We start from the raw sequence: 17,696 nt of genomic DNA, 5'->3' as shown, positions 1-17,696 counted from the left end.
AACAAAAAAGTAAAGAAAGGTGAACTTAATAAAGTGTAATCAAGTTTACTAAATTAAACTTTTTTATGATATAACTTTGTCAAAATACTGTTCAAACTGGCTTGGCTTGTAGTTGGTTTTGATGATTTTTCTAATGTAGTCACTCGGTGAAATGGGAGAAATTTGATTGTAAAAGATTATAAAACAATAGCTCTTGAAATTCTAAAAGCGTTGGTGGGGTGATGTCAAAGAGGGTGAGATGAGTAGAAAAACATGTCTTTTATCTTGTTATAAGATTCCTTTTGTAAGGTAATAGCATTGCTTTTGAAGAGTAAAAGCATTCTGTTTTAAATTTAGTTGAATAAAAAAAAATAATTAAGTAGCCATTTTATTTTTATTATATATATCTGTATTTTAGATAGTTGTGTTATTGTATTAATGTTGTTATTTATCGTATATTGTCTTTAAAATCTAAATTTTATTAGAAAGGTATTCGTGTAATTTGAAAATCCATGTGATTATATTTATTCCTTTATTTTGTCGTTCAGAATAAAGAAAAGAAACTTTTATAAATTAAAGTATTTTAGTAATTTAGGGGTAATTGTGTGTTAAGTAATATTTAATAGAGAGTTGCCTTAATAGTGATTTTGTAGGGTAAAAGATAAGGAAAGATAACATTATTAGACTTTTGGGGTATCAAAAATTTATAATTTGTAGATAAAATATCATTCTTTATCGTTGAATTGTCGTTGTAAGAGCCTTTATTTAATATTATTTATAGGCAATTCTTCTCGTTTCCAAGTCATTCTTTGTAATTTTGCTTCACATTAAATAATAAAGAAAAAAATGGCACAAACAGTTGACATTAGAGAATTAAATGTTCTTATAGAACAGCAGAGTGGTTTCGTAACCAATTTGGTTACAGGAATGAATAAAGTAATAGTCGGACAAAAACATTTGATAGATACTCTTTTGATATCATTGCTTAGCGATGGACATATCTTGTTAGAAGGAGTTCCAGGTTTGGCAAAAACGCTTGCTATTAAAACCTTATCACAATTGATTGATGCCGATTATAGTCGTATTCAGTTTACTCCAGACTTGCTTCCAGCTGACGTTGTGGGTACACTTATATACTCTCAAAAAGAAGAAAAGTTCCAAGTTAAGAAAGGACCAGTATTTGCAAACTTTGTATTAGCAGATGAAATTAACCGTGCTCCTGCAAAAGTTCAGAGCGCTTTATTAGAGGCTATGCAAGAACATCAAGTGACAATTGGCGAACAAACCTTTGCTTTGCCTAATCCTTTTTTAGTAATGGCAACTCAAAACCCAATTGAACAAGAGGGAACTTATCAACTTCCAGAAGCTCAGGTCGATCGTTTTATGCTTAAAGTGGTGATAGATTATCCTACAATAGAAGAAGAAAAGCTTATTATAAGAGAAAATCTTCAAGGAAGTTTACCAACTGTAAGTCCCGTTACAACAGTGCAAGAAATTCTTAACGCACGTAATGTTGTGAAAGAAGTGTATATCGATGAAAAGATAGAACAATATATTGCAGATATTGTTTTTGCAACTCGTTATCCTGAAAAGTACGGCTTAGAAGATTTAAAGAATATGATAACGTATGGTGGTTCTCCTCGTGCAAGTATCAATTTAGCAAAAGCTGCTCGTGCATACGCATTTATTAAACGCCGTGGATATGTTATTCCTGAAGATGTAAGAGCAATAGTTCACGATGTAATGCGCCATAGAATCGGTCTTTCTTATGAAGCCGAAGCAATGAATGTAACAAGCGAAGAAATTATAAGTAGAATAATTAATAGAGTGGAGGTTCCTTAATGGATACTTCAGATTTATTGCAAAAGGTTCGCAGAATAGAGATAAAAACTCGTGAACTGAGCCAAAATATTTTTGCAGGTCAATATCATTCTATGTTTAAAGGACGTGGAATGGCTTTCTCTGAGGTGCGTGAATACCAGTTTGGGGACGATGTCCGAGATATTGATTGGAATGTAACAGCTCGCTTTCACAAACCCTATATAAAGGTGTTTGAAGAAGAGCGAGAGCTAACTGTTATGCTTTTGGTGGACGTGTCGGGCTCTTTGGATTTCGGAACAACAGGCATGTTTAAACGAGACATGGCTACCGAAATTGCTGCAACCATTGCTTTTAGTGCAATACAGAATAATGATAAGATTGGAGTTATTTTCTTTTCAGACAGAATTGAAAAATATATTCCACCTCAAAAAGGTAGAAAGCATATCTTATATATCATACGAGAGATGCTTAACTTTGAGTCTAAGAGTAAAAAAACCAATCTTTCTGTACCACTAGAATATCTTACAAAGATTGTAAAAAGACATTGCACAGCCTTTATTTTGAGCGACTTTTATACACAAGAGTCTTTCTCTCGCCAGTTGCAAGTGGCTCGTTCAAAGCACGATTTAGTAGCACTTCAGGTATATGATCAATGTGCAAAGATGCTTCCTGATGTGGGCTTGATGAAGGTGAGAGATGCAGAAACGGGTCATGAGATGATTATTGATACCAGTTCAAAGGCTATTCAAAAAGCTCATACACAATATTGGATAGATAGACAAGATGCTCTTCAAGAGGTATTTGCCAAAAATAAGGTGGATTGGACATCAATTGCAACAAACGAAGATTATGTAAAAGCACTCTTAATCTTATTTAAGAAAAGAGGCTAAGGATATCTTAATAACTCCCAGATGAAGAAATATTTATTATCTATAATATTGATATTTAGCGCAATAGGGGCAACTGCTCAAGTTAAAGTAGATGCTTTTATTGATTCTATTGCAATACTTATAGGCGAACAAGCACATGTAACTCTAAGTGTAACAGCCAAGAATAGCGACAGAATAGAATTTCAACCATTGAAAGAAGCTCATTATGTTGTACCAGGATTAGAGTTGTTGCATGTTGAAAAGGCAGATACGACACAATTAGAAGATAATCTGATCAAAGTGTCGAAGAGACTCACTTTAACTAGTTTTGATGAAAAATTATATCCTATTCCATCATTTTGGATAAAAGTAAATGGTAAGAAATACACGACCAATTCATTAGCATTAAAGGTTATTACCGTAGATGTTGATACTTTACATCTTAACCAATTCTATCCCCCCAAGGACGTTCAAGACAATCCTTTCTCATGGAATGATTGGAAAGAGATGTTTTGGTGTAGTGTGTTGTTGGTTCTTTTGCTTGTTGTAAGCATTTATCTATGGGTACGTTTGAAGCAAAATAAGCCAATAATAGTGCGTGTAAAGGTGGTAAAACATCTTCCTCCTCATAAGAAAGCATTGAAAAAGATAGAGCAGATAAAGCAAGATAAGCTAACTGTTTCGTCTAATCAAAAAGAGTATTACACAAAGCTTACAGATACACTTCGTCGTTATATAGAAGAACGATTTGGATTTAATGCAATGGAAATGACCACTTCTGAGATTATAGAACATCTTCAGAAAGAGGGTGATAACCAGATGTTATTAGAATTAAAAGAACTCTTTGAAACAGCTGACCTAGTGAAATTTGCTAAGTATTCGCCACAAATCAATGAGAATGACCTCAATTTAGTGAATGCAATACACTTTATTGATAACACCAAAATGAGTGATATGCCAATAGAAGAGCGTATCGTTCCAAAGTTAACAGAAAACGATGAACGTAGCAAGAAACAACGAACAGCAATGCAAGTAGGCCTTGTAGGATCTATCATTGTGGTGGTTGTCTTGTTTGTCTATATCGTAAATAGCTTATTGCAATTATTATTTTAAGAAACATGGAATTAGTAAATAAAGAATATTTATTGCTCTTATTGTTGCTTATACCTTATTTGTTGTGGTATATCCTTTATCGTAAAAGGAGTGAGCCAACATTCACTATGAGCGATACATATGCTTATAACTCTATAAAGAAAAGCTGGAGAATGCGCATCTTGCATCTTCCTGTTTTCTTAAGAATAGTGACTTTCATTTGTATTGTTATTATTCTGGCTCGCCCACAGACCCATAATTCATGGGGAAATAAATCTGTTGAGGGTATAGATATTATGCTGGCAATGGATGTTTCTACATCAATGCTTGCAGAAGACCTTAAACCTAACAGAATGGAAGCTGCGAAAAAAGTAGCTGCGGAGTTCATTTCAGATAGAGCAAACGATAATATTGGATTGACAATATTTGCTGGCGAGGCATTTACCCAATGTCCAATGACAACCGACCATGCTTCTTTATTGAACCTTTTGCAAGGAGTTCGTACTGATATTGCTTCGAGAGGACTCATTGCTGACGGTACTGCTGTGGGCATGGGATTGGCCAATGCGGTTTCAAGATTAAAAGAGTCAAAAGCTAAGAGTAAAGTTATTATCTTATTAACCGATGGCTCTAACAACATGGGAGATATCTCTCCGCTCACTGCAGCACAGATAGCTAAGAGCTTAGGAATACGTGTTTATACCATAGGCGTAGGCACAAACACAGTTGCTCCTTATCCTGTAACGGTGGGAGGAACAACACAATATGTTAATGTTCCTGCTGAAATAGATACAAAGACATTGAAAGATATAGCTCAAAGTACCGATGGTGGCTTTTATAGAGCAACCAACAATGCTGAATTAAAAGAGATATATAACGATATTGACAGATTAGAAAAGACAAAAATGGACGTGAAGAAGTTCTCAAAAAGATATGAAGCCTATGAGCCTTTCGCTCTAATTGCAATTCTATCTTTATTGTTAGAAATCTTACTTCGATTGACAATTCTACGTAGAATACCTTAATATTAAAGGTAGATAAATAATTTTCATAGATAAGATGTTTAGATTTGAAAACCCTATATACTTGTGGCTGTTGCTGATTATACCCATCTTGATTATCTTAAAGATAATGATGTGGTATGTTCAACGTAAGAAATTAAGTCGTATTGGCAATCCAACTTTACTGAAAGAGCTTATGCCTGATGTGTCAAGATTTCGTCCTTGGGTGAAGTTCTTATTGCTTATTACAGCTTTATCTTCATTGATATTGGCTTTAGCACGTCCACAGTTTGGATCAAAAATATCACATGAGAAACGCAATGGCATTGAGGCTATTATTGCATTAGATATAAGTAACTCTATGTTAGCACAAGACGTGCAACCTTCTAGGTTAGATAAAAGTAAGCTAATGATAGAGAATCTTATCAATAGTTTTATCAATGATAAGATTGGATTGGTAGTTTTTGCTGGAGAAGCTTATGTGCAATTGCCAATAACAAGCGACTATGTGTCTGCAAAGATGTTCTTAAGCGATATTACTCCCAGTTTAATTTCAGCACAAGGAACAGACATTGCTCGTGCAATTAGAGTTTCTCTAAGTTCTTTCACACAACAGAAAGGTGTAGGAAAGGCTATTATTCTTATTACAGATGGAGAGGATAATGAAGGCGGAGCATTAGAAGCTGTGAAGGAAGCAAAGGAAAAAGGAGTTAATGTTTTTATACTTGGGGTAGGCGATAGCAAAGGTGCTCCAATCCCATTAGGTAATGGTGAATACTTAAAAGATAATCACGGGCAGACGGTTATGACTGCTTTAAATGAGAATATGTGCAAAGAAATTGCTCAAGCAGGTAGTGGAACCTATATTCATATTGATAATACTAGCTTGGCACAAGAGCAATTGAATAATGAATTATCAAAGCTTCAAAAGGGTGATTCAGATGCTGTTGTTTATTCAGAGTATAATGAGCAATTCCAAATCGTTGCCCTCTTGTCATTTATTCTATTGTTAATAGAGGTGTGTTTGTTAGAACGTAAAAATCCATTATTTAAGCGATTCAATTTATTTAAGAGATAATGAGATATAGAATAATTATAACATTTCTCGTTCTTTTGTTTGCTTCTACTATTCAAGCGCAAAATGAACGTAAAGATATTAGAAAGGGAAACAAAGCCTTTCGTCAACAGAATTATGTACAAGCAGAAGTTGACTATCGTAAAGCTACTGCTAAAAATGGTCGTAATCCACAAGCTATTTATAATTTAGGTTGTGCTTTTATGGCTCAACAAAAAGACTCTTTGGCTGTTGTTCAATTTGAAAATGCTTCTAAAATAGAAACTAATCCTAAGAGAAAGGCTATGGCATTTCATAATATTGGGGTGATATGTCAAAAGAAACAGTTGTTTTCTGAAGCTATAGAAGCATACAAAGAAAGTTTAAGAAACAATCCTTCTGATAATGAAACTCGTTATAATTTGGAGTTGTGTAAACGACAACTAAAGAACCAAAAGAATAACAATAATGATAAAAATCAGCAGAATAAGAACGACAAGAACAAAGACAATAAAAATAAAGAGCAGCAGAAAAAAGATCAGAAAGACGATAAAGATAAGCAGCAAAACAATCAGCAGCAGCCCAAAGAGCAGATGAGTAAAGATAATGCTGAGCAACTATTGAATGCTGCTATGCAGAAAGAAAAGGAGACACAAGATAGATTAAAGAAAGCAATGCGTCAATCTTCGACAAGAAAGTTAGAACGTAATTGGTAATAATATATTTGAAATAAGGTATTTTTAGTTATATGAAGAGATTATTATTATTTATCTTTATATCATTAATAGAACAGCTTGTTTTGGCGCAAACTATTCAAGTTTCTGCACCAAGACAGGTAAAAGCGGGAGAAAACTTTCGTGTAGCTTTTACCATTTCTACTCAAGATGTAAACGGATTTAAGATTGGTACTATTCCAAATGGACTTGAACTTATAACAGGTCCATATACTTCTATGCAGTCAAGTGTACAAAATATCAATGGAAAGGTAAGTAGTTCATCTTCTGTAACCTATACTTATACACTGTATGCAGCAAAGAATGGAAGCTATACTATAAGTCCTTCAACTGCAACTTTGTCTGGGAAAACAATTCATTCAAAACCTGTTCCAATTGTGGTTAGTGGTACTTCAACTCGCAATTCTGGTGCCCCTAATATGCATAATGATTATGATGAAGAGGCAACACCACGAAGAACTGCTGGTAAAGTAACTGACAAAGACTTATTTATCAGAGTAAGTGCAGATAAAAATACCGTTTATGAGCAACAACCGATATTGCTAACGTATAAAGTTTATACCCTTCTTGATCTAACACAGTTGGAGGGAAAGATGCCAGAACTTACGGGGTTCCATACTCAAGAAATTCCTCTTCCACAGCAAAAGAGCTTCCATGTAGAAAGAGTTAATGGTAAAAATTATCGTTGTGTCAAATGGAGTCAATATGTAATGTTCCCTCAAGTGACAGGAAAACTAGAGATTCCATCTATTACCTATAATGGAACTTTGGTACAAAGAATCGACAACTTAGATCCAATGGAGGCCTTCTTGAATGGAGGAGCGAACTATACAGAGATAAAAAAGGCAATAAAAGCCCCATCGTTGTCTATTACTGTTCTTCCATTACCTAACAAACCTGCAAACTTTTCGGGTGGAGTTGGTTCATTTACAATATCTTCTTCCTTAGATAAGAAAGTGGTAAAGAGTGGAGATGCAGTTGTTTTACGAGTGATTGTTAATGGAGTTGGAAACTTAAAACTCTTGAAACAGCCTGTATTCGACTTGCCAAAAGACTTTGATAAGTATGATCCTAAGATTATAGATAAGACAAAAGTAACATCAAGAGGAGTCGAGGGAGAAATGATTTATGAATACATTTTAGTCCCACGAAATCAAGGAAACTACACAATTGGAGCCATTCCTTTTGTTTATTACGACACTGCAGCCAAGAATTATAAAACAATTCAAACTACACCTTTAAATATAAAGGTAGAGAAAGGTGCAGAAAGTAAAAGTCGTATGGAGAGCTTTGATGGTGAGAAACTAACAGATATTCAAGGAATAAGAAAGGGACATATAAGCGATTTTCAATCAGAGCAACCTTTCTGGGCTAGCCCTTTGTTCTATACTCTGCATGGCCTTGTCCTTCTAATCTTTGTTGTTGCATTCTTATTCTTAAGAAAACAACAAATCAATAGTCTTGATGTTTTAGGCCAAAAGCATAAGAGAGCAAGTAAAGAAGCAGCTAAACGTTTAAAGAAAGCTAGAACTCTCCTACAAAAAGAAGATTCAAATGCTTTCTATGATGAAGTGCTAAAAGCTCTTTGGGAATATGTGGGAAATAAGCTAAATATGCCAATAGAGATGCTTACTCGTGATAATATTATCGAAAAGCTCTCTTCATTAGGAGTGAATGAAAATGCGATCTCACTTTTTATAAAAGCGTTAGATGAATGTGAATACGCACGATTTGCTCCTGGAGATAAAAAAGGAAATATGACAAAAACATACGAATATGCATCAGATGCTATTGTTAATATTGATCATGCTATAAGCAATAAGAAATCAAATTCAACGGCTTTAAAAGCTATTCTACTATTCTTTGGAATACAGTTGTTTACTCTTTCATTCATAGATATGAAGGTTCAAGCTGCAAGTTTCTCAGAAAGTAGAATTGAAAGTATAAAAGATTCTGCCGATACCAATTATCAAAAGGGAATTTATACACAAGCCATTAAAGAGTATCAAGAGCTTTTGAAGACGGGAGAATCTGCGACATTATATTATAATCTTGCCAATGCATATTATAAAACCAATAATATTGCGTTAGCAGTATTAAACTATGAGCGTGCACTTCGTTTGTCTCCAAATGACAAAGGCATACGAGCAAACTTACAATTTGTAAATTCTAAATTGGTAGATAACTTCGTACCTGAGAGTCAAGCGCCCTTAGTTTCATTCTATTATAGTGTTATTAATGCTGTAACTACAACAGGGTGGGCTATTTTATCATTAGTAGCTTTATGCTTGTTTGTTGCTACTTTCCTAATATATCGCTATGTGTCATCGCTTAAATTTCAAAAGATTAGTTTTACAATAGCAATGCTTTCTGTTGTATTATTTATCTTATCAAATCTCTTTGCTTACCAACAACAAAGAAAGTTAAGCGAACATAATAATGCAATAGTAATGAGTTCAGAGGTAGAAGTATTTAAAACGCCTAACAATTCTGCTAAAACAGAAGTTATTTTGCACGAAGGTACAAAAGTAAAGATAGTTGATTCAGATATAAAGAATTGGTTCGAAGTAAGCCTACCAGATGGTAGAAGCGGTTGGATTAAAGCTTCTTTATTAGAAAGAATATAATATTTGAGTCGCAGTTATTGTTTAGAATAAAGAAAAGGAGAATATTTTGATTGATACATTAATAAATATAGACCGAGCAATACTGTTATTTTTTAATGGCAGCAATTCGTTATTCCTAGATGGAATGATGCAAGCTTGGACTTCAGGGTTTACCTGGATTCCTCTTTACGTTGCTCTTTTCTATCTAGTAGTGAAGAATAATGAAACCATGGCACAAATTGGTTTAATTGTATTGGGAGCTGCATTCTGTCTTATTTTAGATGGAGGAGTAATTGAATTGCTAGTAAAACCACTTGCAGAACGATTGCGTCCGATAAATGATCCATCGCTAAAACAATTATTAGATATTCTTCCAGGGACCTATGAGAATAGCTTTAGTTTCTTTTCTGCACATGCTGCGAATACCTTTTCTATTGCAATATTCTTCTCATTATTGATAAAGAACAGACTCTTCACTTCCTTTATACTTCTTTGGTCATTTGTTAATTGTTACACACGGCTATACCTTGGCGTCCATTTCCCATCAGATGTGTTAGTTGGTTTGTTATATGGTGGTTGCATAGGAGCAGCAGTTTACATCTTATATAATAAGGTGTGTAAGAAATTATTATTTAAGAAATCATTCTTTTCAACGCAATATACCGCAACAGGATATGCCATATCAGATATCGAAATGGTTTTGATTGTTATGTGTTTAATCATTCTTTATACCATATTTAGAGGTATTTTGTGTTTTGTATAAACATTATAAAGAGAATAAAGAACAAGCTAAAATGAATATAAAAGAGATATCTATAAAAGATTATAACTATGAATTGCCCGACGAAAGAATAGCAAAATTTCCAAAGGCAGAACGTGATCACTCTAAGATACTTATATATAATAAAGGTAATATTGTAGAAGACACCTTTTATAATATAGTGAATTTTCTTCCAGAAAATGCTCTAATGGTTTTTAATAACACAAAAGTTATTCAAGCACGATTGCATTTTCAAAAGCAGAGTGGTGCACATATAGAAATCTTTTTGCTTGAGCCTGCAGAGCCATTCGATTATGAGTTGATGTTCCAAACAAAAGAAGAATGTGTTTGGGTCTGTATGATTGGTAATCTAAAGAAATGGAAAGAAGGCGTTTTAACTAAAGAGATTGATATAAATGGACATTCTGTAACAATCAAGGCAGAGCGTTTAGAACAAATAGGAGCGAGCCATAAAGTGCGTTTAAGCTGGGACGATACCTCATTATCTTTTGCAGAATTAATAGATGTTATTGGCGAATTGCCTATTCCACCTTATTTAAATAGAGATACACAAGAAAGTGATAAGACTACATACCAAACGGTATATTCTAAGATAAAAGGTTCTGTTGCAGCTCCAACTGCAGGACTTCATTTTACTAAAGATGTACTCTCTGAAATTGATAAAAAAGGAATTGTTCGTGAAGAACTTACTCTTCACGTTGGAGCAGGAACTTTCAAGCCTGTTAAAAGCGAGTTGATTAGCGAGCACGATATGCACACAGAATATATAAGTGTAAGCAAATCAACATTAGAAACACTTCGTAAGTTCAACGCATCTGCCATTGCAGTGGGTACAACTAGTGTGCGAACACTCGAGAGCCTTTATTATATTGGTTTAAAGCTTCATAATAATCCTCACCTAACCGACGAGCAATTGGCAGTTACACAGTGGGAACCCTATGAACAAACAGCAAATATAACAGCCTTCGAAGCTATAGAATCTATCATTAAGTATCTAGAAGATAACGATTTAGATACGCTTCATTCTAGTACTCAAATCATGATAGCTCCAGGCTATGAATATAAGATTGTAAAGATGCTTGTAACCAATTTTCATCAGCCTCAAAGCACTCTTCTATTGCTAGTAAGTGCGTTTATTGGTGATAATTGGCATAAAGTATATAACTACGCCTTAGAACATGATTTTAGATTCTTAAGCTATGGCGATAGTTCTTTATTGATTCCATAATTAATTAAACGGAAAATTAAAACATGAAAATAGGAGATAAAGTAAGATTCCTCAACGAAATAGGAGGAGGAAAAATTGTTGCTTTTAAGAAAAATAATATTGTATTGGTAGAAGACGAAGACGGCTTCGAAATACCAATGCAACTAAATGATATTGCAATTGTACAGAGCGACGACTATAGTACAGCAAAGGTTATAGGTGCAACAAGTACAAATAAGGGAGAAACAACAGATGAATTGGATAATCGTTCTATCAAATCAATGTTGTCACAGCACGAAGATGAAGAGATATTCGATGATCCTTCTGTTGATTACGATCCTGCAGATAGAGAGATAACCTTTAAAGAACACATTGAAGAAAGAAAGGGAGGAAATAAGATTTCTACCTATTTAGCCTTTCTTCCACTCGAAGAAGATTTTAATAATAATACCACTTTTAAATGCTATTTGGTGAATGATTCGAACTATAACATCAATTATTCTTATCTAGTTGCACAAGAAGAAAGCTGGGTTTTGCGTTCTGTTGGTATTGTAGAAGCTAATACTAAGATATTTATTGAAGATATATCTAAAGACCAATTAAACGACTATGCTCACGTTGCTGTGCAGTTATTTGCTTATAAAGAAGGTAAAAGCTTTTTAATTAAGCCAACTATTGATAGTAGAATACGTATTGATGCAGTGAAATTCTTTAAAAAGAATACTTTTAAAGAAAATGATTTTTTTGATCAAGATGCATTGCTTTATACAATAGTAAAAGATGATGTATGTCCTAAAACAATTGTAGTTGAGCAAGAAAACATTGTTGAAGAGATTAAGAAAAATACAGATTCATTCAATAACACTAATGTTATTATCACCGACTCTACAAGTAAAGGTGGAAAAGAGCAACCAAGTAGTATTGAGAAGATCAAAACAGACATGGAAGGCAACGATATTGTTGTGGTTGATTTGCATGCTGACGCTTTGCTAGAAACTACTGCAGGAATGGGAAGTACCGACATTTTGAACTATCAACTCAATGTATTCCGTGAGAAACTAAAGGAATATCGTCGTAAAAAAGGACAAAAGATAGTATTCATTCATGGCAAAGGTGAAGGCATTCTACGCAATGCAATCATCAATGAACTACGCTATAAATATAAACAAAATAATGTTCAAGATGCATCATTTCAAGAATATGGTTATGGTGCAACACAAGTAACGATTAAGTAATGAATAATTTTGGATTTATAAAAGTTGCCTCAACAACTCCTACTTTAGAAGTTGCTAACTGCAAATATAATATCAATGAGATATTAAAAATAGCTGAACAGGCAGAAAAAGAGCACGTTGAGATTATTGCTTTTCCAGAGCTTTCAATCACGGGTTATACGTGTCAAGATTTGTTTAGACAAACTGCTTTAATCAATGGGGCAGAGCAAGCGCTTTGCTATTATATGGAGCAAACAAAGCAGTTCGATCTTATCTCTATTATAGGTTTACCACTAAAGGTGGGCGATTTGTTACTCAATGTGGCTGTTGTGTTGCAAAATGGCAAGATACTTGGAGTGATTCCTAAAACTTATTTGCCTAACTATGGTGAGTTTTATGAGAAACGTTGGTTTGCATCTTCACAAGACTTGCGTCCAACAGAAGTTGTAATTGCCGATCAAAAACTTTTAATCTCGGCAAAACCAAAGCTTTTTAGCACTGCAAGTGGAGTTCTTTTTGGAATAGAAATATGCGAAGACGTGTGGGCACCCATTCCTCCTAGCAACCGATTAACATTAAGTGGAGCTGATATTATATTCAATCTATCGGCTAGCGATGAGCTTATTGGAAAGCATAACTATTTAAAAAGCTTGCTTTCTCAACAAAGTGCTCGTACTATTTGTGGCTATATCTATAGTGGAAGTGGCTTTGGAGAAAGCACACAAGATCTTGTTTTTGGTGGAAATGCATTGATATATGAAAATGGTAGATTGATAGCTTCAGGAAAACGTTTCTCTCTTGAAAGTCAAATGGTTACTACTCAGATTGACGTTGAAATGCTTCGAAGTGAAAGAAGAGATAATACTACTTACATCAATGCACAACGTTCATCGGAATTAGGCATCGAACAAATTGACATTATTCCTTGTTTTGAACGGGAAACCAACGTCTTTGAGTTAGAAAGAGCAATTGATCCACATCCTTTTATACCAACAGGTGAGGAGAGAGAGCAAAGCTTTAGCGATATATTAAACATACAAGCTCTTGGCTTAGTGAAACGTTTAAAGCACATAAATGGCAAGAGTGTAGTTATAGGAATAAGCGGAGGACTCGATTCTACACTTGCTCTTTTGGTGTGTATATTGGCTTTTGATAAGCTCAATCTAGATAGAAAAGGTATTATTGGCGTAACAATGCCAGGCTTTGGAACAACTGATCGCACCTATAATAATGCGCTTGAGTTGATGAATAAGCTAGGAATTACAAGTAGAGAGATTAATATTTCAAAAAGTGTTCTTCAGCATTTTGAGGATATTCAACACGATATTACCGTTCATGATGCTACTTATGAAAATTCACAAGCACGAGAAAGAACACAAATATTGATGGATTTAAGCAACAAACTTAATGCTATTGTTGTAGGAACTGGTGACTTAAGCGAATTGGCTTTGGGCTGGGCAACCTATAATGGCGACCATATGAGTATGTATGGAGTGAATGCAAGTGTGCCTAAGACTTTGATATTGCACCTTGTTCAACATGTTGCAACACTACCACAAATGGCCAATATAAAAGATATATTGCTTGATATTGTGCACACTCCAATTAGTCCTGAGTTAATTCCAGCTAATGAATCAGGCGAAATTAAACAGAAAACAGAAGATTTAGTAGGGCCTTATGAACTACACGACTTCTTCCTTTATCATTTCCTTCGCCATGGTTTCACTCCTGAAAAGATTTATTATTTAGCATGTAATGCCTTTGATGTGGATGGAAATGCAGAGAAGTCGTACTCTAACACCACTATTAAAGCGTGGTTAGAAGTATTTGTGCGTCGTTTCTTCTCACAACAATTCAAACGCTCTTGTTTGCCAGATGGACCAAAAGTAGGTAGCGTTAGTCTAAGTCCAAGAGGCGATTGGCGTATGCCTAGCGATGCTGCTGTGCAGTTATGGTTAGATGAATTAGAACGCATTGCAGACTAAATAAGACACAATTTTATATTTATAATCAGAATAGTTGTGGAACGCATCATTTGTTTAAAAAGCTTGTTTCATTCCTAAAAGCAAAGGTGTTCTTACAACTATTCTTGTTTATATCTCTTTTGTTTCAAACCCAATATAGTTTAAAGTCAATTTCCTTTAAAATAAATTTCAAAAGGATAGGCTTTTGTATTGTATTTTTATAGCTTCATAAAAGCTTTGTTTTTACAGTATAATAACATTGCTTTTGCATCTTAATAGCATTACTCTTATGTCGTAAAAGCATTGATTTTGTGAGATTTCCTGCTTGTGTAGAGCCGATAAAGCAGATGAAAAGGAAAAACACACTGCATGACTTGCTTAATTAAAGAATAGTTATTACCTTTGTTTGGGATAAAAGGATATTAATGAACGCAATACATAAAATAACCATTCAACCTGCAGTAAAAGAACAAGCAGAATCGATTGCACAATTAATTATGACTGCAATGACAGACGAGTGCTGTTTGTTTTTTGTAGGAGAGAACCAAACTCTTGATGATTTTAAGCAAGCAATGATTTGTTTGGTGAATGATGAGCAATCGCAATATAGTTATACCAACACTCTAGTTGCTTTGCATAATGAAGAAGTTGTGGGAGTATGTGTGTCGTATGATGGTAAAGATTTGCGTCGATTGCGTTCTAAATTCATCGAAATGGCAAAGAAACGATTTAACAGAGACTTTGCCAATATGGATGATGAAACGCAAGAAGGAGAGTTATATGTAGATAGCTTAGCTGTAAATAAGTCTTTTAGAGGAAGAGGGATAGCTCAAAAATTGCTCAAAGCAACAATTGAAAAAGCTCGTAATCTCCATATCGATCACGTGGGATTATTGGTTGATTGTAATAATCCTTTAGCCGAAATGCTCTATTCTAAAGTAGGTTTCCAATATGTTAATGATTCTACTTGGGGTGGGCATGCAATGAAACATTTGCAATATCATATAGAAAGCACAAAGTAGATGGAATGTTTTTCTGTGTAATAGACATTCTTTTTAAATACACTTTATATGAAAAGACGAATAAAACTTATTATAATATTGATGCTCAATGCGTTTATGTTGTTTGCATCTTCACAAAAGAAGCAAGATAAAACACCGCAAATAAATGAACAATTGAATAGTCTCTTGAGTAGTATTGCTTTGGAGAAAGATTCTAACCAGTATTATATGAAAGCAGCAAATGCCATTCTTTTAGGATTAGAGTGTGAGAAACAAGATGCTGTTCATCGTGCTTATGTTGCACAAAATAAAGATCGTTTGGTGTCTCTTCGAACGAAGTTACTTTCAAAGCTACAAGATACTGCTTTAAGTTTTGCTACTCGTAAGTATATCACTAATGTAATTATAGAAAGTGCTTCGTCATCACTATTCAAACTAAATCAAGATAATTTGGGCGCAATATTCTATAATGCAGCTTCACATTTTTATTCAAATAAAAAATATAAGGATGCTGATTTTTATGTAGATAAGTCACTCTTGTTTAAAGATTGGGCAGAAAAGTCTGCAGAATTAAAGGTGCTGTGTATGAAAGAACAAATTGAAACACCAACCGATTCAACAGTATATCTATTGGCTTTGCTAAATCTTCATACAACAAATCCCAACAATCCGCTTTTCTTTCACTTAATAATCGAATATCTATCTCAACCACAATATGCTGCAGAGCTAGAACAATTTACAAACGAAGAGTTGTTGCGTGATCCTAAAAACGTAAAAGTTTTATTGTTGTGGGGAGAGATTATGATGAGTAAAAAGAAATGGAATGAGGCAATAGAAGCTTTTACTTCGGCTGAAAAATTAGGTGGATCGTCTATTCATTTGTTATACAACATTGGCATAAGTTATAGCTCTAAAGCCTTTGAGTATCGTGATAATATAAAAGAAACAAGCAAACGTTTCACCCAAGAACAGCAAAGACAGATTAGAGATGATTTAAATATAGCACGTAAGAACTTAGAACTTGTTAAAGAAAAAGATCCAGAATATAAGGAAGTGGATTGGAGAAATCCACTTTATGTAGTTCTTTATGCATTGAAAGATAGGGCAGCATTGAAATCACTTGCAAAGATAATGCCTACAGAAAAATAATATAAGAAGATGAAAAAAATAAGAATACAATTATTGATTATACTATTATTTGCAGGATGTTCGCTATCACTCATGGCACAAAAGAAAGAAATTTCTCAAGTGAAGCAAATGATAAAGAAATCAAACAATTTAAATCAAGCAGAACAGATCATGCGGGACTTACTTAAAGATTCTGCAAATACACATAATGATAAAGTTTGGAATACACTGTTTGATGTATTGAATAAGAGATATTTAAATGGCAATGAAGCTCTTTATCTAAAGCGTCCTTGTGACACAACTCTGTTCTATAACAATATAGCTGAAATGTTTAAAGTAGCTATTTGTTTTGATTCTATTCAAGTAAAGGATAATAACCCCCCAAAAGAAATAAACAAATCTCGTGAGAAATATGCCAATATGTTATTGAGTACTCGAGCTAATTTGTTTAATGGGGGAGTGTTCTTTATTCGTAAGAAAGACTATAATAATGGCTTTGATTTATTGAGTCTTTATATAACTACTGCACAGCATGCGATATTTAGCTCTTATAATCTTCCACAAAAAGACAAATATTTGCCTGAAGCAGCTTATTGGACAGTGTTCTGTGGCTATAAAATACAAGATGCAAACAAAGCTCTTTGTTATGCACCTTTGGCTCTTACGGATTCTACTCACCATGCTAATACACTTCAATATCTTTCTGAGATTTATAAAATGAATAAAGATACAGTTCGTTATGAGCAAACATTGAGAGAAGGATTTGATAAATATCCTGTTTCTCCTTTTTTCTTTTCACGACTAATTTCATTCTATGCTAGTGAAGATAATTATTCAGAAGGATTGGATTTAGTAGAAAGAGCTCTTGCAATTGATAGCTTAAACCATTCGTTCCGCTTTGCTAAAAGCTCTATATTGTATCACTTAAAGAGATATGATCAATGTATTGACATTTGTAAATCGTTATTAGCAGAGAAAGATACAACATCTGGAATACTTTTAAATATCGGTCTATCTTATTTTAATAAGGCAGTAGATTTAAGTACAAAAGTAGGAAATGTGGGCAAAAATAAATCAAAAATAAACTCTTTATACACAAAGGCTTTAGGCTATTTGGAGGAGTATAGAAAGAGAGAACCACAAGATAAAGATAAATGGGCAGTAGCTCTTTACACCATATATCTAAACTTGAATATGGGAAAAGAGTTTGAAGAAATAGATAAGTTATTGAGAAAATAAGAATGA

General features: G+C 34.0%; 14 protein-coding genes. All 14 read left to right on the top strand.

Annotated features, from left to right (window positions below; translation table 11 throughout):
- The first annotated feature begins 825 nt into the window (after positions 1-825).
- The 14 genes from A3GM_RS0101660 (at position 826) to A3GM_RS0101595 (ending at position 17,690) form a co-directional block, all read left to right on the top strand.
- Entirely contained in the window at positions 826-1,821 is a 996-nt protein-coding gene (locus A3GM_RS0101660) for an AAA family ATPase (RefSeq protein ID WP_018361646.1), read from the top strand.
- Entirely contained in the window at positions 1,821-2,690 is an 870-nt protein-coding gene (locus A3GM_RS0101655; RefSeq protein ID WP_018361645.1) for a DUF58 domain-containing protein, read from the top strand. The genes A3GM_RS0101660 and A3GM_RS0101655 overlap by 1 nt, the downstream gene beginning before the upstream one ends.
- Before the next feature lie 21 nt (positions 2,691-2,711).
- On the top strand, positions 2,712-3,782 hold the full coding sequence (locus A3GM_RS0101650) for a BatD family protein (protein WP_018361644.1): 1,071 nt from the start codon (positions 2,712-2,714) through the stop codon (positions 3,780-3,782).
- 5 nt (positions 3,783-3,787) lie between these two features.
- Positions 3,788-4,786, top strand: coding sequence for a vWA domain-containing protein (locus tag A3GM_RS0101645; protein ID WP_018361643.1), 999 nt, complete (start codon positions 3,788-3,790; stop codon positions 4,784-4,786).
- A gap of 34 nt (positions 4,787-4,820) precedes the next feature.
- Entirely contained in the window at positions 4,821-5,840 is a 1,020-nt protein-coding gene (locus A3GM_RS0101640; RefSeq protein ID WP_025829711.1) for a VWA domain-containing protein, read from the top strand.
- Positions 5,840-6,532, top strand: coding sequence for a tetratricopeptide repeat protein (locus A3GM_RS0101635; protein WP_018361641.1), 693 nt, complete (start codon positions 5,840-5,842; stop codon positions 6,530-6,532). The genes A3GM_RS0101640 and A3GM_RS0101635 overlap by 1 nt, the downstream gene beginning before the upstream one ends.
- A 32-nt stretch (positions 6,533-6,564) precedes the next feature.
- On the top strand, positions 6,565-9,177 hold the full coding sequence (locus A3GM_RS0101630) for a BatD family protein (protein WP_018361640.1): 2,613 nt from the start codon (positions 6,565-6,567) through the stop codon (positions 9,175-9,177).
- Between the two features lie 46 nt (positions 9,178-9,223).
- Positions 9,224-9,919 (top strand): phosphatase PAP2 family protein, encoded by a 696-nt coding sequence (locus A3GM_RS0101625; RefSeq protein ID WP_018361639.1) that lies wholly within the window; start codon positions 9,224-9,226, stop codon positions 9,917-9,919.
- A 31-nt stretch (positions 9,920-9,950) separates the two neighbouring features.
- Positions 9,951-11,165, top strand: coding sequence for an S-adenosylmethionine:tRNA ribosyltransferase-isomerase (locus A3GM_RS0101620; RefSeq protein ID WP_018361638.1), 1,215 nt, complete (start codon positions 9,951-9,953; stop codon positions 11,163-11,165).
- A gap of 23 nt (positions 11,166-11,188) precedes the next feature.
- Positions 11,189-12,379, top strand: a complete 1,191-nt coding sequence (locus A3GM_RS0101615; protein WP_018361637.1) for a DUF2027 domain-containing protein — start codon at positions 11,189-11,191, stop codon at positions 12,377-12,379.
- Complete coding sequence (locus tag A3GM_RS0101610) at positions 12,379-14,343, top strand: NAD(+) synthase (RefSeq protein ID WP_018361636.1); 1,965 nt, start codon at positions 12,379-12,381, stop codon at positions 14,341-14,343. The genes A3GM_RS0101615 and A3GM_RS0101610 overlap by 1 nt, the downstream gene beginning before the upstream one ends.
- 404 nt (positions 14,344-14,747) lie before the next feature.
- Positions 14,748-15,344 (top strand): GNAT family N-acetyltransferase, encoded by a 597-nt coding sequence (locus A3GM_RS0101605; RefSeq protein WP_018361635.1) that lies wholly within the window; start codon positions 14,748-14,750, stop codon positions 15,342-15,344.
- Between the two features lie 48 nt (positions 15,345-15,392).
- Positions 15,393-16,472 carry a tetratricopeptide repeat protein gene (locus A3GM_RS0101600; RefSeq protein WP_238299180.1) on the top strand — a complete coding sequence of 360 codons (1,080 nt, stop codon included), beginning with the start codon at positions 15,393-15,395 and terminating at the stop codon, positions 16,470-16,472.
- Positions 16,473-16,481: 9 nt separating this feature from the next.
- Positions 16,482-17,690, top strand: coding sequence for a tetratricopeptide repeat protein (locus tag A3GM_RS0101595; protein ID WP_018361633.1), 1,209 nt, complete (start codon positions 16,482-16,484; stop codon positions 17,688-17,690).
- Positions 17,691-17,696: the final 6 nt, after the last annotated feature.

Source organism: Hoylesella nanceiensis DSM 19126 = JCM 15639 (assembly GCF_000379965.1).
Classification (GTDB): Bacteria; Bacteroidota; Bacteroidia; order Bacteroidales; family Bacteroidaceae; genus Prevotella; species Prevotella nanceiensis.
This window is presented reverse-complemented; position numbering and strand designations above follow the sequence as displayed.